This is a genomic window from Brevundimonas sp. (assembly GCF_965279155.1).
Lineage (GTDB): Bacteria > Pseudomonadota > Alphaproteobacteria > Caulobacterales > Caulobacteraceae > Brevundimonas.
This window is the reverse complement of sequence record NZ_OZ257138.1, coordinates 801,833-820,567: the sequence shown is the minus strand read 5'-3', so window position 1 is coordinate 820,567 and position 18,735 is coordinate 801,833. Positions and strand designations below refer to the sequence as shown.

The 18,735-nt window shown below is 62.4% G+C and carries 18 protein-coding genes; 12 read left to right on the top strand and 6 right to left on the bottom strand.

Annotated elements, in window-relative coordinates; genetic code table 11:
• Positions 1-334: 334 nt before the first annotated feature.
• On the bottom strand, positions 335-886 hold the full coding sequence (locus ACQY72_RS04060) for a DUF2061 domain-containing protein (RefSeq protein ID WP_428155951.1): 552 nt from the start codon (positions 884-886) through the stop codon (positions 335-337).
• A gap of 127 nt (positions 887-1,013) precedes the next feature.
• Between ACQY72_RS04060 and guaB the strand changes: the two genes are divergently transcribed.
• The 6 genes from guaB to guaA all read left to right on the top strand — a co-directional run bounded on the left by guaB (position 1,014) and on the right by guaA (position 6,973).
• The gene (gene guaB, locus ACQY72_RS04055) at positions 1,014-2,471 is read left to right on the top strand and encodes an IMP dehydrogenase (protein WP_428155949.1); all 1,458 of its coding nucleotides are present in this window, start codon (positions 1,014-1,016) and stop codon (positions 2,469-2,471) included.
• A 136-nt stretch (positions 2,472-2,607) separates the two neighbouring features.
• Positions 2,608-3,009 carry an MAPEG family protein gene (locus ACQY72_RS04050; protein ID WP_428155947.1) on the top strand — a complete coding sequence of 134 codons (402 nt, stop codon included), beginning with the start codon at positions 2,608-2,610 and terminating at the stop codon, positions 3,007-3,009.
• 1 nt (position 3,010) lies between these two features.
• Positions 3,011-4,345 carry an RsmB/NOP family class I SAM-dependent RNA methyltransferase gene (locus ACQY72_RS04045; RefSeq protein WP_428155946.1) on the top strand — a complete coding sequence of 445 codons (1,335 nt, stop codon included), beginning with the start codon at positions 3,011-3,013 and terminating at the stop codon, positions 4,343-4,345.
• Positions 4,342-4,722 (top strand): lysozyme inhibitor LprI family protein, encoded by a 381-nt coding sequence (locus tag ACQY72_RS04040; RefSeq protein WP_428155944.1) that lies wholly within the window; start codon positions 4,342-4,344, stop codon positions 4,720-4,722. Before ACQY72_RS04045 ends, ACQY72_RS04040 begins: the two co-directional genes overlap by 4 nt.
• A complete protein-coding gene (locus ACQY72_RS04035; protein WP_428155942.1) occupies positions 4,719-5,420 on the top strand; it encodes a 5'-methylthioadenosine/S-adenosylhomocysteine nucleosidase in 702 nt (233 codons plus the stop codon). Before ACQY72_RS04040 ends, ACQY72_RS04035 begins: the two co-directional genes overlap by 4 nt.
• The gene (gene guaA / locus ACQY72_RS04030; RefSeq protein WP_428155940.1) at positions 5,417-6,973 is read left to right on the top strand and encodes a glutamine-hydrolyzing GMP synthase; all 1,557 of its coding nucleotides are present in this window, start codon (positions 5,417-5,419) and stop codon (positions 6,971-6,973) included. Before ACQY72_RS04035 ends, guaA begins: the two co-directional genes overlap by 4 nt.
• 213 nt (positions 6,974-7,186) lie before the next feature.
• On the opposite strand, the gene ACQY72_RS04025 is transcribed toward guaA, so the two are convergent.
• A complete protein-coding gene (locus ACQY72_RS04025) occupies positions 7,187-7,954 on the bottom strand; it encodes an SDR family oxidoreductase (protein ID WP_428155938.1) in 768 nt (255 codons plus the stop codon).
• 690 nt (positions 7,955-8,644) lie between these two features.
• Between ACQY72_RS04025 and ACQY72_RS04020 the strand changes: the two genes are divergently transcribed.
• The 3 genes from ACQY72_RS04020 to ACQY72_RS04010 all read left to right on the top strand — a co-directional run bounded on the left by ACQY72_RS04020 (position 8,645) and on the right by ACQY72_RS04010 (position 11,598).
• Positions 8,645-9,742 (top strand): alcohol dehydrogenase catalytic domain-containing protein, encoded by a 1,098-nt coding sequence (locus tag ACQY72_RS04020; protein ID WP_428155937.1) that lies wholly within the window; start codon positions 8,645-8,647, stop codon positions 9,740-9,742.
• A 70-nt stretch (positions 9,743-9,812) separates the two neighbouring features.
• Positions 9,813-10,829: a VOC family protein gene (locus ACQY72_RS04015; RefSeq protein WP_428155935.1), complete on the top strand. Its 1,017-nt coding sequence runs from the start codon at positions 9,813-9,815 to the stop codon at positions 10,827-10,829.
• Between the two features lie 235 nt (positions 10,830-11,064).
• The gene (locus ACQY72_RS04010) at positions 11,065-11,598 is read left to right on the top strand and encodes a cupin domain-containing protein (protein ID WP_428155933.1); all 534 of its coding nucleotides are present in this window, start codon (positions 11,065-11,067) and stop codon (positions 11,596-11,598) included.
• 196 nt (positions 11,599-11,794) lie between these two features.
• Here the strand turns inward: ACQY72_RS04010 and ACQY72_RS04005 are convergent, their stop codons facing one another.
• Together ACQY72_RS04005 and ACQY72_RS04000 are read right to left on the bottom strand one after the other, a co-directional pair.
• A complete protein-coding gene (locus tag ACQY72_RS04005; RefSeq protein WP_428155931.1) occupies positions 11,795-12,370 on the bottom strand; it encodes an amino acid synthesis family protein in 576 nt (191 codons plus the stop codon).
• Positions 12,371-12,374: 4 nt separating this feature from the next.
• Positions 12,375-13,229: a fumarylacetoacetate hydrolase family protein gene (locus ACQY72_RS04000; protein WP_428156672.1), complete on the bottom strand. Its 855-nt coding sequence runs from the start codon at positions 13,227-13,229 to the stop codon at positions 12,375-12,377.
• A 520-nt stretch (positions 13,230-13,749) separates the two neighbouring features.
• On the opposite strand from ACQY72_RS04000, the gene ACQY72_RS03995 reads away from it, so the two are divergent.
• Genes ACQY72_RS03995 through ACQY72_RS03985 form a run of 3 tightly spaced genes read left to right on the top strand, consistent with a single transcriptional unit; the run spans position 13,750 to position 16,528 of the window.
• A complete protein-coding gene (locus ACQY72_RS03995; RefSeq protein ID WP_428155930.1) occupies positions 13,750-14,952 on the top strand; it encodes an acyl-CoA dehydrogenase in 1,203 nt (400 codons plus the stop codon).
• Entirely contained in the window at positions 14,952-16,115 is a 1,164-nt protein-coding gene (locus ACQY72_RS03990; RefSeq protein ID WP_428155928.1) for a CaiB/BaiF CoA transferase family protein, read from the top strand. The genes ACQY72_RS03995 and ACQY72_RS03990 overlap by 1 nt, the downstream gene beginning before the upstream one ends.
• Positions 16,116-16,150: 35 nt before the next feature.
• Positions 16,151-16,528: a nuclear transport factor 2 family protein gene (locus tag ACQY72_RS03985; RefSeq protein ID WP_428155926.1), complete on the top strand. Its 378-nt coding sequence runs from the start codon at positions 16,151-16,153 to the stop codon at positions 16,526-16,528.
• 252 nt (positions 16,529-16,780) lie between these two features.
• Here ACQY72_RS03985 and ACQY72_RS03980 read toward each other — a convergent pair whose 3' ends face one another.
• Both ACQY72_RS03980 and ACQY72_RS03975 read right to left on the bottom strand, forming a co-directional pair.
• A complete protein-coding gene (locus ACQY72_RS03980; RefSeq protein ID WP_428155924.1) occupies positions 16,781-18,013 on the bottom strand; it encodes an MFS transporter in 1,233 nt (410 codons plus the stop codon).
• 84 nt (positions 18,014-18,097) lie between these two features.
• Entirely contained in the window at positions 18,098-18,649 is a 552-nt protein-coding gene (locus ACQY72_RS03975; RefSeq protein ID WP_428155922.1) for a VOC family protein, read from the bottom strand.
• Positions 18,650-18,735 lie beyond the last annotated feature (86 nt).

Sequence of the window (18,735 nt, the reverse complement as noted above, 5' to 3'; positions counted from 1 at the left end):
AGTTTTTCTTTCCCGAAGGTCGATATGAAGTCCATGGGCGAGGAAGAAGCGAAGGTCGCTATCGCGTATCTGACGGTCGAATTTGCACCCAAGTCGGAACATACTCCGAGAACTGCTTCCGGGTGCTTACCGACAATGGCGGACGATTTTTTATCGACTACGACATAACCGCGCGAGATATACCGGTTTCGGAAGTTCGTTTCCGTCCGGTGCGCCATGAGCACTGAGGGAATACACCGCGTAGAGCGGGCCTTCTGGACCTGACGATCTGGCCCGGCGGCGAGACGCGCCGCTTGGCGATCTGCCAGCCGCATGGCGCCGAGATAGACTGGCTTTAGGCCGTGGCGACGGAGGCGCGGGCCTTGCGGTCCTCGATCCTGTTCCAGATGCGGTCGTGCAGGGTGAAGAATACCGTCTGAACCAGCGGTTCGATCATGCCGATGGCCAGAGCCGTGCGGATGTCGTTGGTCAGGGCGTAGGCGACCGTGACGGCGACGGCGAAGTGCATGACGCCATAGGTCACGGTCTTCAGCGCGACCTGTTTGAGGGAGCGGGGCAGGGCGTGGCTGTGGCCGCGATGACCGTGGGCGTCGTGCGAACGCCGTTGTTCGTCGGGCGACATGATGTCCAGGCGGGCGGTGAAGGCCTCGGTCGCCTCTTCGATGTTGGACGCCATCCGTCGGCGCTCGACCTTGTGCCAGACGCGGTCGTGGACGGTGTAGGCGATGGTCTGGAAGATCGGCTCGACCATGCCGACGGCCAGGGCGATGCGCCAATCGCGCGTGATGGCGAAGGCCACCAGGATCGCCACGACCAGGTGCATGACGCCATAGCTGGCGATCTTCAGAGCCAGTTTGCGCGCGGTGGTGAGGATGACGCCGACCATGCCGGGAGAATGGATTTCGGCTCTGACGGTTGCAAAGCAATAAAATCTATTGGGTCCATAAGCCGCAAGACCCTTGCCGTGGCCCCCCGCCGCCCGTTATACGCGGCCCGCAAAACGGAGACTCCCTATGGAGATACGCGAAGGACTGACCTTCGACGATGTTTTGCTCGAACCCGGCCCGTCCGAGTTCATGCCGGCGATGGTCGATGTCTCGACCCAGCTGACACGCGACATCAGACTGAACATCCCGCTGCTGTCCTCGGCCATGGACACGGTGACGGAAAGCCGCCTGGCCATCGCCATGGCTCAGTCCGGCGGACTGGGCGTTCTGCACCGCAACATGACTATCGAGGAGCAGGCCGACGAGGTCCGCGCCGTGAAGCGTTATGAGAGCGGGATGGTGGTCAATCCGGTGACGGTCGGCCCGCAGACGACGCTGGGCGAAGTGCGCGAGATCGTTGCGCGCAAGAAGATCACCGGCTTCCCCGTCGTCGATCCGGCCACCGGCAAGCTGGTCGGGATGCTGACCCACCGCGACATGCGGTTCGAGAGCGACCTGAACGTCACGGCGGCCTCGCTGATGACCACCGGCGACCTGATCACGGTGCGCGAGAGCGCCGGTCGGGACGAGGCGCGCGAACTGCTGAAGACCCGCAAGATCGAGCGCGTCGTCGTGGTAGACGAGGATTATCGGGCCGTCGGTCTGATCACCATGAAGGACATCGAGAAGGCCCAGGCCTTCCCCCATGCGGCCAAGGACGACCAGGGTCGTCTGCTGGTCGGTGCGGCCTCGACAGTCGGCGACGCCGGTTATGAGCGGGCGATGGCCCTGGCCGAAGCGGGCTGCGACGTGGTGGTGATCGACACCGCCCACGGCCACTCGGCCTCGGTCGCCCAGGTGGTGGAGCGCATCAAGCGCGAGAACAACCGGCTGCAGATCATCGCCGGCAACGTCGCCACCTATGACGCGACGCGCGCCCTGATCGACGCCGGCGCCGATGCGGTGAAGGTCGGGATCGGTCCTGGCTCGATCTGCACCACTCGTATCGTCGCGGGCGTGGGCGTGCCGCAGCTGACGGCCGTGATGGACTCCGCGCGGGCTGCACGCGGCACGGGCGCCTCGGTCATCGCCGACGGCGGCATCAAATATTCGGGCGACCTGGCCAAGGCCATCGCGGCCGGCGCCAACGTGGCCATGATGGGTTCGATGTTCGCGGGCACCGACGAAAGCCCCGGCGAGGTCTTCCTGTACCAAGGTCGGTCCTACAAGTCGTATCGCGGCATGGGTTCGGTCGGCGCCATGGCGCGCGGCTCGGCGGACCGGTATTTCCAAAAGGAAGTCTCGTCCGAGAAGCTGGTGCCCGAGGGCATCGAGGGTCAGACGCCGTACAAGGGGCCGATCAGCCCGGTCCTGCACCAGATGGTCGGGGGGCTTCGCGCCTCGATGGGCTATGTGGGCGCGGGCACGATCGCGGACTTCCAGGAGCGCGCGCGCTTCGTGCGCATCACCGGCGCGGGCCTGCGGGAGAGCCACGTCCACGACGTGATGATCACGCGCGAGGCGCCGAATTATCGGCAAGGATAGTATTTTAGCCCGTCATCCTCGGGCTTGTCCCGAGGATCCATACTCCCGGTGTTCGACGGCTGGTTTCCGACCTCAGATGTCGGTGTTTATGGATCCTAGGCACAAGGCCTAGGATGACGGTTTGGAGGATAAGGCCATGACGACCGAACTGACCTATCTGGCGATGACGCTGATCCTGGCGCTGGTGCAGATCTTCCTGCCGGCCGGGGCGCGGACGGTCGAGTTCGGTTCGAAGTGGAATGCGGGTCCACGCGACGAGACGCCGGCGGCGAAGAAGCCGCTGACCGGCCGTCTTGAGCGCGCCGAGGCCAACCTGTTCGAGACTCTGCCGCTGTTCATCGGCGCCGTGCTGATCGCCCATGTGATCGGCGCGGCCGGTGCCCTGACCGTGTGGGGGACAGCGCTCTATTTCTGGGCGCGCGTCGTCTATGTGCCGCTCTACGCCTTTGGCGTTCCCTATGTCCGGTCGCTGGTCTGGGTGGTCTCGCTTGCGGGACTGGTCATGGTCCTGGCGTCCCTGTTTTTACTGAAAGTCTGAATTGACCCCAGCCGCCCGTCTCGCCGCCGCCGCCTCTATCCTGGACTCCATGGCCCAAGGCCGCCAACCGGCCGAAACCGTCCTGAAGGCTTGGGGGGGCGCCAACCGATACGCCGGGTCAAAGGATAGGCGGGCCATCGCCGATCATGTCTACAAGGTGCTGCGCGCGCGCGGCCGGCTGTCGTGGATCATGGGGGGGCGCGAGGACGGCCGGGCCCTGGTGATCGGCTCGCTGCACGCCATCGACGGCCTGTCGGTGGAAGAGATCGAGGCCCTGCACGCGGGCGATGGCTATGGCCCGCGCCCGCTGTCGAAACAGGAACGCAGTCGCATCACGGGCGGGCAGGGCGAACTGCCCGGCTGGGTCGCGGCGGGTCTGCCGGAGTTCGTGGTCGAGGATTTCAAGGCCACCTTCGGCGACCGCTGGGCCGAGGAAGCCCACGCCTTGATGACGCCGCGCGCGCCCATCGACCTGCGGGTCAATGATGCGGCCGCTACGGTGGAAGAGGTCGAAGCCGAGCTGCGGGCCGCCGGGCTTGAGGTTTCGCGCACGCCCTGGTCCACGCTGGGCCTGCGCGTCCCGTCGGAACCGCCGCCCAACATCCAGGCGCTGGACGGATTCAAGGCCGGCAAGTTCGAGATTCAGGACGAAGGCAGCCAGGTCGTCTGCTGGCTGGCCGGCGCGCAACCCGGCACGACGGTGGTGGACTATTGCGCCGGCGGCGGCGGCAAGACCCTGGGTCTGGCCCAGGCCATGACGGCCCCGGATAACGGCTCCGCCGTTTCCGGGATGACAAAGGGCAAGCTGATCGCCGCCGACGTGGTCAACAAGCGGCTGGAGAACATCCGTCCTCGCCTGAAACGCGCCGGCGTCGAGGCGGACCTGGTCCTGATAGGCCAGAACGGCGGCGGGCTGGAAGCGGTCAACGGCCAGGCCGATCTGGTCTTCGTAGACGCGCCTTGCTCCGGTTCGGGCACCTGGCGTCGTCGCCCCGAGGACGCCTGGCGTCTGACGGTCGAAGAGGTCGAGAAGCTGCACGCCCTGCAGGTCCGCATCCTGAGCCAGGCCGGCAAGCTGGTGAAGCCGGGCGGGCGTCTGGTCTATGTCACCTGTTCGATGTTGGCGCGCGAGAACGAGGCCAGCGCCGACGCCTTCGAGGCCGCCAACCCCGACTTCCGCCCGGTGGCCGTCGCTGATGTCCTCTCGGCGCCGCAACTGAGCGAAGCCGCGCGGGCGAAGTTCGCCGAATTGGCGTCAGGCGCGCGTCTGCGCTTGTCGCCGGCCACCGCCGACACCGACGGCTTCTTCGCCGCCGTGTACGAGCGCACGGCATGATCGCGTCGCTGGTTCTGGCCCTGATCGCTGGCCCCATGGCGGTTCAGGATCGTTCGGATACGTATTTGATCTGCCAGTCGCAGTCCAAGGGCGCGGGTTTTCAGACCTGTCGCGACAATGCCCTGGCGGACGCGGATCGCGAACTGAATGCGACTTATCGTGCGGCGCGGCAGGGTCTGGACCGGGCCGAGACGCTGCAACTGCGTGACCGCCAACGCGCCTGGATCCGGGCGCGCGACGCGGCCTGTGACAGCCGCGCGGCGGATCAGTCGGACCCGGCTTCGGCGACCGCCACCCGGACCGACTGCCTGCTGACCTGGACGGCGGAGCGCAGCCTGTGGCTTGAGAACACCTATCTGACGGGGTCGCGCAAGTGAGCCACGGCCTGCACCGGTTTGGACCCGTGTCCGTCCTGTGCGTCATGGCCGCGCCCGCCGAATATGGCCTGCATCTTCAGGCCCGCATCCAGCCGCTGATGACCGGTGTCGGCCCGGTCGAGGCCGCAGTCGCCCTGGCCGCCGCCCTGGCGCGGCTGGAGGCAGCAGGCGAGCTGCCGGACCTGATCGTGTCGCTGGGGTCGTGCGGGTCGCGGGTGCTGAAACACGCCTGCGTCTATCAGGCCTCTTCCGTCGCCTATCGCGACATGGACGCCAGCGCCCTGGGCTTTCCCAAGGGCGTGACGCCGCTGCTGGACCAGCCTGCGATTCTGCCGCTGCCGTGCCCGATCCCCGGTGTGCCGACCGCCACACTTTCCACAGGGGCGAACGTCGTCTCCGGCGCCGCCTATGACGCCATCGACGCCGAGATGGTGGACATGGAGACCTGGGCCCTGGTCCGGTCGGCCCAGACCTTCGGTGTCCCCCTGATCGCCCTGCGCGGCGTGTCGGACGGCCGCGCCGAGTTGAAGGCGCTGGAGGACTGGACCTCCACCTTGCATCACGTGGACGAGAACCTGGCCGCGGCGCTGGATCGTCTGATCGCCGTGCTGGAAGCCGACGGCCTCGCCGCGCTTGAAATCCCGGCCTTACACGGCCAAGACCCAGCCCATCTCTCCCCGGATTCGATCACGCCATGACCACGCCGCACCAGAAGGTTCTCATCGTCGATTTCGGCAGTCAGGTGACGCAGCTGATCGCGCGCCGCCTGCGCGAGGCCAGCGTTTATTGCGAGATCCATCCGTTCCAGAAGGCCGAGGCCGCGCTGGCGGCGATGAACCCGGCGGCCATCATCCTGTCCGGCGGTCCCGAGAGCGTGCATGAGGAAGGCAGCCCCCGCGCACCCCAAGCCGTGTTCGAGGCCGGGGTGCCGGTGCTGGGCATCTGCTACGGCGAGATGACCATGTGCGAACAGCTGGGCGGCAAGGTCGAGGGCGGCCATACGCGCGAGTTCGGCCGCGCCGAGATCACTGTCGAGAAAACGTCGCCCCTGCTGGCCGACCTGGCCCCGGTCGGCGAGGAAGAGACCGTCTGGATGAGCCACGGCGACAAGATCGTCGCCATCCCCGCAGGCTTCGACGTCGTCGCGTCCTCGGCCGGTTCGCCCTATGCCGTGATCGCCGACGAGGCCCGCCGCTTCTACGGCGTGCAGTTCCACCCCGAGGTCATGCACACGCCGCGTGGCCACCAGATGCTGAAGAACTTCACCCACGGCATCGCCGGGTTGAAGGGCGACTGGACCATGGCCGCCTATCGCGACGAGAAGATCGCCCAGATCCGCGAACAGGTGGGCGACGCCAAGGTCATCTGCGGTCTGTCAGGCGGCGTCGATTCCTCTGTCGCCGCCGTGCTGATCCACGAGGCGATCGGCGACCAGCTGACCTGCGTCTTTGTGGACACCGGCCTGCTGCGCAAGGACGAGGCGACCCAGGTCACGACCCTGTTCCGAGAGCACTACAACATCCCGCTGGTGCATGTTGATGCGTCGAAGGAATTCCTGGGCGAGCTGGCGGGCCAGTCGGACCCGGAGACCAAGCGCAAGATCATCGGCCGGGTGTTCATCGAGATCTTCGACCGCGAGGCCAACAAGATCGAGGGCGCCGAATTCCTGGCCCAGGGCACCCTCTATCCCGACGTGATCGAGAGCGTGTCCTCGTCCAGCGGCAAGGCCCACGTGATCAAGAGCCACCACAATGTCGGCGGCCTGCCCGACTATATGAAGCTGAAACTGGTCGAGCCCCTGCGCGAACTGTTCAAGGACGAGGTCCGCGCCCTGGGTCGCGAACTGGGCCTGACCGACGCCTTCGTGGGCCGTCATCCGTTCCCCGGACCGGGCCTAGCCATCCGCATCCCCGGCGAGATCACGCCCGACGCCGTCGAGACCCTGCAACAGGCCGACGCCATCTATCTGGACGAGATCCGCAAGGCGGGCCTGTACGACCAGATATGGCAGGCCTTTGCCGTCCTGCTGCCCGTGAAGACGGTGGGCGTGATGGGCGACGCCCGCACCTACGAAAAGGTCCTGGCCCTGCGCGCCGTCTCCTCCACCGACGGCATGACCGCCGACTTCTACCAATTCCCTTGGGATGTCCTGGGCAAGACCGCGACGCGCATCATCAACGAGGTCCGGGGCGTGAACCGGGTGGTCTACGACGTGACGTCCAAGCCGCCCGGCACCATCGAGTGGGAATAATTCGGGAGCTCACGCCAGCTTTCGGCGTCTTTTCCGATGCGCCGCACAAGTCTTTCTTTTGACCATCACCGGAGACGGTATGACCTCCTGTTGTGGCGCCGCGCACGAGGCAAGTCCGCTGTTGGCGAACTGATCGACAGCTTCCCGCTTGAACGATGCTGGAAACATAAGGACGGTATGGCAGCTTCGGTTTTCGTGCGTCTGCTGCAGAGCTTAGAACAGACCTGTGTAGCTGGCGCCGTCAAGTTGCAGGTTCTGGCCCGAGATGAAGCCCGCCTGAGCGCTGCATAGAAATGCGCAGGCGTCGGCGAACTCGGACGGCTCCCCAAATCGTTTGGCGGCGATCGAGTCGGCAATCTGATCGCGAGCCTGGGCGAGGGTGATCCCCTGAGCGGCGATCATCCGTTGAGCCATGAAGGCTTGGCGAGGGGTGTCGATGCGTTCGGGCAGGAGATTGTTGATCGTGACATTATCAGGGGCGACCTCACGCGAAAGCGCCTTGGAAAATGCTGTGAGGCCTGTCCTGGCCGTCGTTGACAGGGCCAAGTGAAGGCGCGGCGACTTGACCATGGCCGAGGTGATGTTGACGATCCTGCCGAACCGTCGCTCTCGCATGCCATCCACATAGGCCCTGATGAGCATGATGGGGGCGATCATGTTTGCTTCCAGCGCGGACAGCCAGGCGTCATGATCGAAGTCCGCCAAGGCGCCCGGCGGCGGTCCGGCATTGTTGTTCACCAGGATATCGGGCGCAGGGCAGGCCTCCACGATCCGTGCACGCCCATCTTCCGTGTTGAGATCGGCTACGATCGGGAAAACGGGTCCGTCTATCGATTGCCGGGCCGCCTTTAGACGTGTGTCGTCGCGCCCATTGATGAAGACTGTGCAGCCTTCTCGCGCGAGAGCCGTGGCGCACGCGAGACCAAGGCCTTGTGATGAGGCGCAAACAAGCGCGATCTTGCCTTGAATACCCAGGTCCATCTCATCTCCCTTTGCACTGGGCCGCATGGCCGGCCGACGGGCTGCACAGCATCAAAGTCAAGGCATGCAGCCGGTCGAGTTGTCGAACCTTCGGCGCTGCATCTGTCGGGCCTACCTAGGCTCACCTGCATCGTCAATAAAATTTCGAAAATAAAGACCTGACGATCGGCTTCCCTGTGCAATGGGCTATGGACCCAAGCCTTACAATGGCGGCGGCAGCAGCGTTCTGAGGGGGCCTTGACGTGACGTCTTTTGGCAATCCGTCAGCTGAGGCGCCTGCGAGTCAGGTGTATGTGGAGAACCGCGTTGCAGAATGTGTTCTGGACATCCGGAGGCGGCGCATGTGTTTACTCGCGAGACTTTCTGCGAATGCCGACGAGTGAGTTCAATGTGAGCCGAGCAACTGCGACCTCGCGCCGCTCAGGTCACGCAATGCGACCACCCAAGGTGCGATTTTCCACCGTATTCTCTGGTCGCCAAAGTCGACTGTCGTGAGAAAACGTGGAGGTGCGGTGTGCGGCTGTGGCGAGTGACCCACAAGCTAGATTCACGATAAAGCTCCTCGGTGAGACAGAGGGGCTTGCATTTTCGAAAATGTTTCAGCATCCCATAATATGCAAACAAACGCCGCACACGACGCGGTCGATAAAAGGGAGAGACCGAGTGCCCAGGATGATGAAGGCGGCTCGCATGCATGAGGTGGGCGCACCGATGGTCGTGGACGAGGTGCCGATACCTCGTCTCGGATCCACCGACGTCCTCGTAGAGATAGCGGCGTGTGGAATAGTTCCCAATCTCGGCAACATCCTCACGAACTGGCCCAAATGGTGCCCGCACCTTCCCTTGCCCAAGCTGCCGGCGACCTTTGGCCTGGATCCGACCGGACGCATCGTCGAGGTCGGCGACCAGGTCATCGAGTTCGCGCCAGGAGACCGAGTGTATGTGAATCCTGCACGCTCGTGCGGCGGATGCTACCAGTGTCAGAAGGGTCAGCGCACTCTGTGCGAATACTATACCTTCAACGGCTACTTCGGCTTCGGTCCTGGAAGTCAAAAGATCTACGACATCTATCCGTTTGGCGGTTTCTGCGAGTTCATGTCGGCTCCGCAGTATGCTCTCGTAAAGCTGCCCGACAGTGTGTCGTTCGAACAGGCGGCCCGCTTGGGCTACATCGGCACCGCATACGGCGCGATGAAACAGGCCGGCGCCAAGCCCGCCCAATCGATGCTCGTCAATGGATGCAGCGGCACCCTCGGCCTACCGGCGGTCTTGTTGGGACTGGCAATGGGCATGACGCGGATTTTCGGGACTGGACGCAATCGCGAACTGCTGGAACGGGTTCGCTCGATCGCACCGGATCGCATCGAGGTCTTTTCTACCGACGACGGAGGGATCGCGGACTGGGTTAAGGACCGCACGAACGGTGTCGGTGTGGATTTCGTCATCGACGCCTTGGGGCCGGGGACGCCAGTATCGGTGATGCATGACGCGATGAACGGTCTTCGTCGCGGAGGAAAGCTCATCAATGTGGGCGGCACTGCGGGCGAACTGCCGATCGATGTCCGCTGGCTCATGGATTTTCAGTACGGATTCATCGGATCGAACTGGTTCAGCGCCGCCGATGGGCGAGAACTCGTCGAGATGGCGGACCGCAAGACGCTCGACCTGTCCGTGTTCGAGCACCATCATTTTCCGCTCGACGAGATCAATACCGCCCTTTCCGATATCGAGAACCGGAGCGGCGGGTTCAGCAATTATGTGATCGTGCCTCCGCAGGCCGGCCGATGAAGACTGTATCAAGCCTGGCCCTGCGTGTGCGACGCCTTCAGGACAGGACCAAATCTCGAAGGGTGATTGCGTGAGCATTCCAGTTACGAACACCGCTCCAGGTTTCAACATCACCCGAACCAGTCATGTCGTGCTGAACGTTCGCGATCTAGCCGCCAGCCGCTCGTTCTATGTCGATGCATTAGGTTTCGTCGTCAGCGATGAGGATGCAACCACACTGTATCTACGGGGCGTGGAGGAGGCCTGTCACCACAGTCTTGTCCTGAAGCAGACCGTGGGGGAGCCGCGAGCAGAGCGGATCGGCATGCGTACCTATACTGAGGACGACCTCGAACGTCTGAAACGGGCTTTCGACCAGGCAGGCCTGCCGGCGGTGTGGGTCGATCTGCCGTTCCAGGGGCGCACGCTGCACCTCACGGACGTCGTGGGCTCTCAACTTGAAATCTGCGCCCACATGGACGTCGTGCCTCGCAAGATCGTCGATTTCGTTCGTCGCCGTGGGCCGACGCCTCAAAGAATAGATCACTACCAACTCGTCGTGACCGACGTTCAGCGCGCCGCCCAATTCTACACCGAGACCCTCGGTTTCCGACTTTCTGAATATGTCGCGCGGGACGGTACGGACGATCTGGTTTTTGTTTTCTTGCAGCGAAAGGGCAATCCGCACGACATCGTTTTCGGGAAGGGGGATGGCCCGCGGCTTCACCACTTCGCCTACAGCGTGCCCGAGATCTCGCATCTCTTCTATGCTTGCGACAGCGCCGGCGCGCATGGGTTTGGCAGCCGTGTCGAGCATGGTCCGGGGCGTCATGGACCAGGGCACGCGATTTACGTCTATTTCCGAGACCCTGACGGGCATCGGGTCGAGCTGTTCAATACGCATTACCAGACATTGGACAGCGAGCTGGAGCCTCTGCGATGGGACGCCTCCTACCTGCGTCACAATCGCGCCTGGGGTGTTCCGGCCCGCCGTAGTTGGTGGATGGAGGCCAGCGCCTTCACCAACTCGCCGGTCGAGAAACTTGAGAACGCGCCAGAGCCCTACACTCTTGAGCAGTTCCTGGAAGAGAACCATCCGTTTGTATGAATTCTCTAGCTGATCAAAATCACCTGGTGAGGTTCGTGTTTCGCACGATCGGCACGGATGTCGGAGTCGCACTGGCCGTGGACACATCCATGACCGACCAGGCGCCGCCCCGCGAGCTGGAGGCGAAGCCCTTCAAACTATAAGGCGTTACGTCCAGCGGTGTTTGCTGGCCGGCCCATATCGCGCAGCCCGACATCGGGGGCTGCGCGAGAATACATGAAACGGGAGTGTTGACATGAGGCGCGTTATTACCGGGATCGTGGCAGGGAAATCGGTCGTCCTGGAAGATGGCGCGCCGGCGCATTTCCATCACTTCGCGGGCTGGCCGGGCCATGCGGTCTCAGTCGTCTGGGCCACGTCCTCGACGCCATCGTTGCCGATCTCGGGCAAGGATGAACCCCGGCCGGGACTGATCGTCGCGCCTGCTCCCGGCGAGACACGTTTGCTGACCGTGACGTTTCCACCAGATAGCGTCTTCTCCGATCCCGGCTTTGACGGACAGGCCTACGAGGCCGAGGCGAATATCTATCTGAAGGGTCTGATCGATACGTTCGAACCCGACGCCCCCGGAATGCACAGAACCAACAGCATCGACTATGCAGTCGTTATTGAGGGCGAAGTTTGGCTTGAACTCGACGACGGGGTTGAAACCAGGTTTGGACCCGGCGACCTGCTCGTGCAGGGCGGTGTTCGCCACGCGTGGCGAAACAAATCCGAAAGCAAGACGACGATCCTGTTCGTCCTCGTGGGCGCGCACGCCGCTGAATAGCCGGTTCTCCACGATCCGTCTGGAGCGCCATTTCCGTATTTGGAGAGGACGCGCTTGGTCCGGCCGACTGACGTTGGAGCGAGCCGGGAGGGTGAACGTCGAGGCGCTGCGGGGACTGATCTAGGAGCGGCCAGAGATCCTCTAGGAGCGGCCAGAGATCCCGACCCTGGCGCACCGTTACCCGCCAGGGTCGCGCCTAGCGCAGTCCGTCGTTCGCCTTGATGTCGGCGACGGCCAATCCGCCTGCACGCTCATGAATCCGGCCGCCATCGGCAGCCGCCAGACCGAATGCAATCTCATCCCTTCGCGGGCCGTCCCAGACGGTCATCTCCGCCGTCGAGAAATGGCTACGAACATAGGCGGCGTGGATGTGACCGAGCGGTATCATCAAGCGGGCCCCAAGACTCGCCACTGTCTTGGCGGCCGGCACGATGGCCTTGGGATTTCCAAGCGCCTCTCTCAGCGCCCATCCCCCCGCCTCATGCCAGACGGCGCCATGTTCCAGTTCTCCATCTTCACCAACGATCGCCCCCTTGCCGTAGGCTTGAACAGCGTCCGAGCCCAGTGTCTGGACGATCATGGTCGACAGCTGACGGCCCACCGCCCGCAACTCGGTCTGGAAACCGAGCACGTCGGCTGCGTACACGCCGGCGAAGGGGTTGCGGACCACGGCGACGGCCGTAACGACGCGGATGGGTGTCTCACGACGTGGCCCACGTTCGTGCCAGATGGTCTCGACGCTCAGTTGCGTCTTGCGAATGTCGATGGTCATGCCTTCAGCCGCGCGCGATCGTATTGACGAGAATGCCGATACCTTCGACCTCCACCTCGATCGTGTCGCCCTCGTTCATGAAGATCGGGGGCTTGCGGGAGAAACCGACGCCGCTGGGCGTGCCAGTCGCGAGGACGTCGCCTGGTTGCAGGTCAAGGATCGTCGAAGCATAGGCGATGAATGCAGGGATTTTATGGATCATATAACGCGTGCTGCTGTCCTGTAGTGTCACCCCGTTCAACCTGGCCTTGATGGCGAGAGCGTCCGGATCGGCAATCTCATCTTTGGTCACCATCCACGGGCCAAGCGCCCCGGTCGACCGGAAGTTCTTTCCAGGCGCGATCTGACGCGTGTGGAACTGCCAGTCTCTCATGCTGCCGTCATTGAACGCCGTGTAGCCGGCGACGTGATCCATGGCCTCGCTTTCAGGAATGCGTCCGCCACCCTTGCCAATGATCACGACAAGCTCGGCCTCGAAATCGAAGTCTGTCGACTCATCAGGCTTCAGAAGGGGTTGACGATGTCCCGTCAGACTATCGGGATAGCGCATGAAAAGCGCAGGCTTCTGTGGCGTGTCGCGCTGAATCCCGATCGATTTGATCTCGTCGATATGGTCTTGATAGTTGATCGCCATGCACCAGATGTGCGCAGCGTCCGGGATGACCGGCAGGAACTCGATTTCTGCAAGGCTGAAGTCCGGCTCGTCGCCCTTGAATGCTTCAGCCGAGGCGAGTTCTCCGGCCGCGATTAGCGCCTTCAATGTTGGAGCGCTCAGGCGGGCGCTCAGATCAACGACGCCGTCCCCGACGACCACACCATAGCGATCGACGCCGTTGGCCCTAAACGATAGCAGCTTCACAGTCTTCAACCCTCATTCGGCAAGTGTTCTGGCTACACGTCAAACTTTCGAAAATCAATGCTGCTGAGGCTTGATTTCGCTAGATCGCTCTATAGAAACATGGGGTGAAAAGAATTTCGAAATATATGTTTCGGGAGCTTGGCGCGTGTAGGATCGCGCTCATGCGACCTGCCTCAAGTCCTTTTCATGGGGCAGTGGAGCACGGGTGAGTGGAGGAGTTGGCGATGACGTCTACGATTGGCCATCTGATCACGCGACAGAGCCCGTCTGGCGCCGCCGGGGCTTCGTCTGATCTGATGCGTAAAGTCTTCAGTACGCCCGAAGATGACGTCGATTCTCTGGATCAGGCGGTTGCTGCGGGAGCCTCGGCGCAGCCCTCGTGGGCTGTGGCTTCGTGCGAAACGCCGAGCGGCATTTTCTATCAGATCGCCAGGTCGTTGCGCGAGCGCAAGGCTTCGTCGCAGTCGACTTCTACATCCGCACCAAGACCAACTCTCCGGCATCCTAAGATGGGAAGACCATGAAGGCGACATCCAACGAACCGCAGATCACGCGCTTTGACCACATCGACCCGTTCGACCTGGAAACCCTGCTGACCGACGAGGAGCGGCTCGTGCGAGACACTGCACGCTCTTACGCTCAGGAAAAGCTGCTGCCGCGCGTGACGGCCGCCTACCTGAAGGAGAGCTTCGACCCGGCCATCATGGCCGAGTTTGGCGAGCTGGGGCTCCTCGGAGCGACGATTCCCGAGGAATACGGCGGCGCGGGTCTCGGCTACGTCAGTTATGGCCTGGTGGCCCGAGAGGTCGAGCGTGTGGATTCCGGCTATCGCTCCGCCCTAAGCGTCCAGTCGAGTCTCGTGATGTATCCGATCTACGCCTATGGGTCGGAAGATCAGAAGCGCCGATGGCTGCCTCGCCTGGCGCGCGGCGAGGCCATAGGGTGCTTCGGCCTGACCGAGCCTGACGCAGGCTCCGACCCAGGAGCAATGCGCACGCGTGCGCAGAAGATCGACGGGGGCTATCGCCTCAGTGGCTCAAAGATCTGGATCACCAACTCGCCCATCGCCGATGTCGCCGTGGTCTGGGCCAAGTCCGACGCTCACGACGGAGCCATCCGTGGGTTCTTGCTTGAGCGGGGTCTGAAGGGACTCAGCTTCCCCCAGATCAAAGAAAAACTGTCGCTACGAGCTTCCATTACCGGCGAAATCGTCATGGAGGGTGTCGAGGTCGGCGAGGAGGCGCTGCTGCCTGGCGTGGAGGGCTTGAAAGGGCCTTTCGGCTGTCTGAACAGGGCTCGATACGGCATCGCCTGGGGGGTCATGGGGGCAGCCGAACAGTGTTATGAAGCGGCGCGCCAGTACACCTTGGACCGCAAGCAATTTGGCCGGCCGTTGGCGGCTACGCAGTTAGTCCAGATCAAGCTCGCCGATATGCTCACTGAAATCACCCTCGGTCTCCACGCGGCGCTGCGCATCGGTCGCCGGCTGGAGGCGAATGTGCTTGCGCCTGAGACGATCAGCCTCATCAAACGCAATAACTGCGGCAAGGCGTTGAACATCGCCCGCGTTTCGCGGGACATGCACGGGGGCAACGGCATCTCGGCTGAGTTTCACGTCATGCGCCATTCAGCCAACCTTGAGACCGTCAATACCTATGAAGGGACGCACGACGTCCACGGCCTCATTATCGGGCGGGCCATCACAGGCTTGGCCGCCTTCTGATGTCGAGCGTCAAGCCCTTGGCCGGGGTGCGTGTTCTTGAGCTCGCCCGCATTCTGGCGGGGCCTTGGGCAGGACAGCTGCTGGCGGATCTGGGCGCCGAGGTGGTCAAGGTTGAACGGCCTGTGACCGGCGACGATACGCGACATTGGGGGCCCCCTTTCCTGACCGGAGAAGACGGCAGCCCAATGGGAGCCGCCTATTTCCACGCCTGCAATCGCGGAAAGCGGTCGATCGCCATCGATATCGGCTCTGCGGAAGGCCAGGCGCAAGTTCGCCAACTCGCGGCCGAGAGCGATGTCGTCATCGAGAATTTCAAGGTCGGCGGATTGGCCCAATACAAACTTGATGCAGCGAGCCTCAGGGCGGTGAATCCGCGTCTGGTCTACTGTTCTATCACGGGTTTTGGCCAGGACGGTCCGTATGCGGACCGGGCAGGCTACGACTTCATGATCCAGGGGCTTGGCGGCATCATGGACCTTACGGGCGACCCGCAAGGCGATCCGCAGAAGATGGGCGTGGCCTTCGCTGACATCTTCACAGGGGTCTATGCGACCGTGGGCATATTGGCGGCGCTCAGGCGGCGTGACACGACAGGGCAGGGCGGGGTCGTGGATATGGCCTTGCTTGATTGCCAGGTGGGCGTCCTGGCCAATCAGGCGCTCAACTACCTGGCCACCGGCGTCGCACCCTCGCGATTGGGGAATGCGCATCCAAACATCGCCCCCTACCAAACTTTTCCGGCCATCGATGGGAATATCATCGTCGCCGTAGGAAACGATGGTCAGTTTGAAAGGCTATGCCGAGAACTCGGCCTGAGCGAACTGATTGACGACCCCCGCTTTGTAACCAATGCGGCTCGTGTCGGGAATCGCGAGGCCCTTTCCAGCGCCATCTCGAAACGGACGTCTCTGAGGCTTCGGGACGATCTCCTGCAAGCCTTCGCCACCTTGAAGGTCCCCGCAGGGCCGATAAACGATCTCGCCCAAGTCTTTGCGGATCCACAGGTCGTCGCACGCGGCCTCCAGATTGTGATCGACACACCCCACGGCCCCGTTCCCGGAGTGGCGTCGCCGATCGTGATCGACGGGAAACGCATGGTCGCGGAGACCGCAAGCCCGACCCTGGGCGGGTCGCCAACGTCCGTTCGCGCTCCCCACCCCTAGAGGCCTTCCGAGGCCCGAACTGCAGGACTGACATCATGACAGACGAACGGGTCGCTCTCGCGTTGCATTCTGAGGACCGTCGCTTCGCGGCGATGGCCAGCAGCGATCTAGGGATCTTGGAAGAGGTCCTTGCGGACGATCTTCACTATACTCACGCCAACGGCATCATTGAAACGAAAGCCGAGTTCATCGACAAGATTCGGCGTGGTGACAGACAATATCTGGCGATCCGTCTTGTCCGTCGAACGTGTTCGGTCCAGCCGGGTTTTGTAGCCGTATTCGGACAAGTCGAAGTCGAAGTCGCGCGTAAGGCGGGCCTGCTTTCCAATAGTCTGGACTACACAGCCATATATCGAGACGTTGAACCAAGATTGTTCATATGGTCTGCCGTCAAGTCGTACGAGGCCGTCTAGGTGTAGACTTTGTAGTCGTCGAACCGACCCAGATGAGACCCGCCACCGAGCCGCAGACACTGTCTGCGGCTCGGACTCGTTTCGCCTTCTGGTGATGAATCGCGGGTCAGGGTTCAGTGATCCCGCATGGCCCGCTTCGCAAGAGACGGCGTTCCTTCGACATGAAACCAATAGCGCAGGACACTGTCGAACGTAACTCATGTCGCAATGAGCGCCTGCTCCAACGGCGCGCGGCTGCCTGCGGCGACCTCATCAGATCGCAGCGCTTAGCGTCGCATCGGATTTCACCTTCCTCGGCGCCGTCTCCTTCAAGAATAGAGAGAGAAAAGCGGCGATCGCGGCGGCGCCCGACTGGATCAGGATGATCACGATCAACCCATGACTGGTCGCCAGCGCCCCGGCGACCACAGGCACGATCGCACCACCGACGACCTCACCGACGCCCATCACGAGCGCCATGGCGGTCGCAAGTTGACGCCGTGGGATCGACTCCGCAGGAATGGTCGCCATGAACAGAGGCAGCGTCCCGCTCGCAGACCAGCCGATAAACATCGCGATGGCGAGCGGGACAGTCGCCAGTCCCGAGAAGCCGATGGCCAACGGAGCGAGGATGCCCATCATGGTGAACATCACCATCGTCGGAACTCGCCCGATCCGGTCGGAAAGCGCAGGCACCAGCACGCAGCTGACGAGGGCTGAAGCGCCCAGCACCGAGATTAGAATTCCCATGGTCCCAGGCGTGAAGCCGGCCTCACGCACCAGATAGACCGGCAGGAAGACCCACCCCAGAAGCGTCCAGGCCAGCATGCAGCACGATATGCCACTGCACAGCAGGATGTTGCGCGACTTGAGCAGCGCTCCCCAGCTCTGCTTGTCCTTGGCTTCCTCGGGTATTTGGCTGAGCGCCGCGTTCTTGGGTGGTTCGCGAAGAAGAAAATAGATCAGCGCCGCCATGATCAGTCCGGGCAAGCCGGCAAGCCAGAACCCCGTGCGCCAACCAAGCGCGGCCGCGACGCCGACGAGCAGGGGCGGAGCGATCATGACGCCAAGCAGGTTGGCGCCGAAGTTGTTCATGATGCCCATGAACAGGCCTCTGCGCTCAGGCCGGACCTCTGCGGCGATCATAGCCTGAGAAATCGGCAGTACGGGGCCTTCTGCAGCCCCCATCAGGAGGCGGATGAGCAATAAGGCTATGAAGCTTGTGGCAAACCCGGAGGCAATCGAAGCGATGGAAAACAAGACTGTGACAATCACGATCACAGTTTTTCGTTTACCCGTGCGATCCGAGAACATCGAAAAGAACAATCCGGACAAGGCCCAGCTGAGGGCTGTCGCGCCAGCGAGCATGCCGATCTGACTGTTGTCTAGATGAAGTTCTTCCGCCACGAACGGCATCATGTAGTTCAGCGCATTGCGATCAAGAAAGACGATCCCAAAATTGATGCTGAGCAGAACGACCAGTAAAATCTCGTATCTGTATTTCATTTTTATTTCCTCCTGCGGACATCGGACCTGCTAATTCGCAGTTTTGTTTCTCGACGCTGTCAGATTTTGAAAACCACGACAGTGTCAGGCGAGCTTTGCGCGCATGCTGTCGATATATTCGGCACGCGGCATTCCACCGGGAAGTCGGGCAATAATATCTTTGGTGATCTCGAATATTTCTTCGTCGCTCTTGTCGAGATCGAGGGGCTCTCCACATGGCTGGGGCGTATGGAACGGTGTGTCGAGATAGATTTCGACCCGGTTGCCTTCGGGATCGTAGCAGTAGATCGACCAGGCATTGCCGTGGTTGAGCCCGATCGGTTCTGTAGCGCCCTGCTCAAGGGCGCGGTTTCTGTGCTCCCGCAGAGAAGCCAGCGAAGGCACCTTGAAAGAGAGTTGCATGACCGTGCTCGGTGTATCGGGACTGCGGCCCGATGAAAGCACCAGCTGATGATGCTGATCGGGTGTGCCGCTCAAGAAAACGAGCTGATTGCGGAAGACGGCGCCGACACCGCGGTCGGTGACGAGCAGGCCGAACGTTTCAGTGTAAAAGCGCTCCATCCTGTCGATATCGATGACGAAGATGCCCAGGTGGGCCAAGTAAGGACGGGTGTGGGATACGGCTGACTCAGGCATTGGCGACTCCAGGCGCAAGCGAACATAAACGGTGTCACACGATCAGGAATGGCCGTCAAATATTTCGAAAATCTGGTTTTACTATT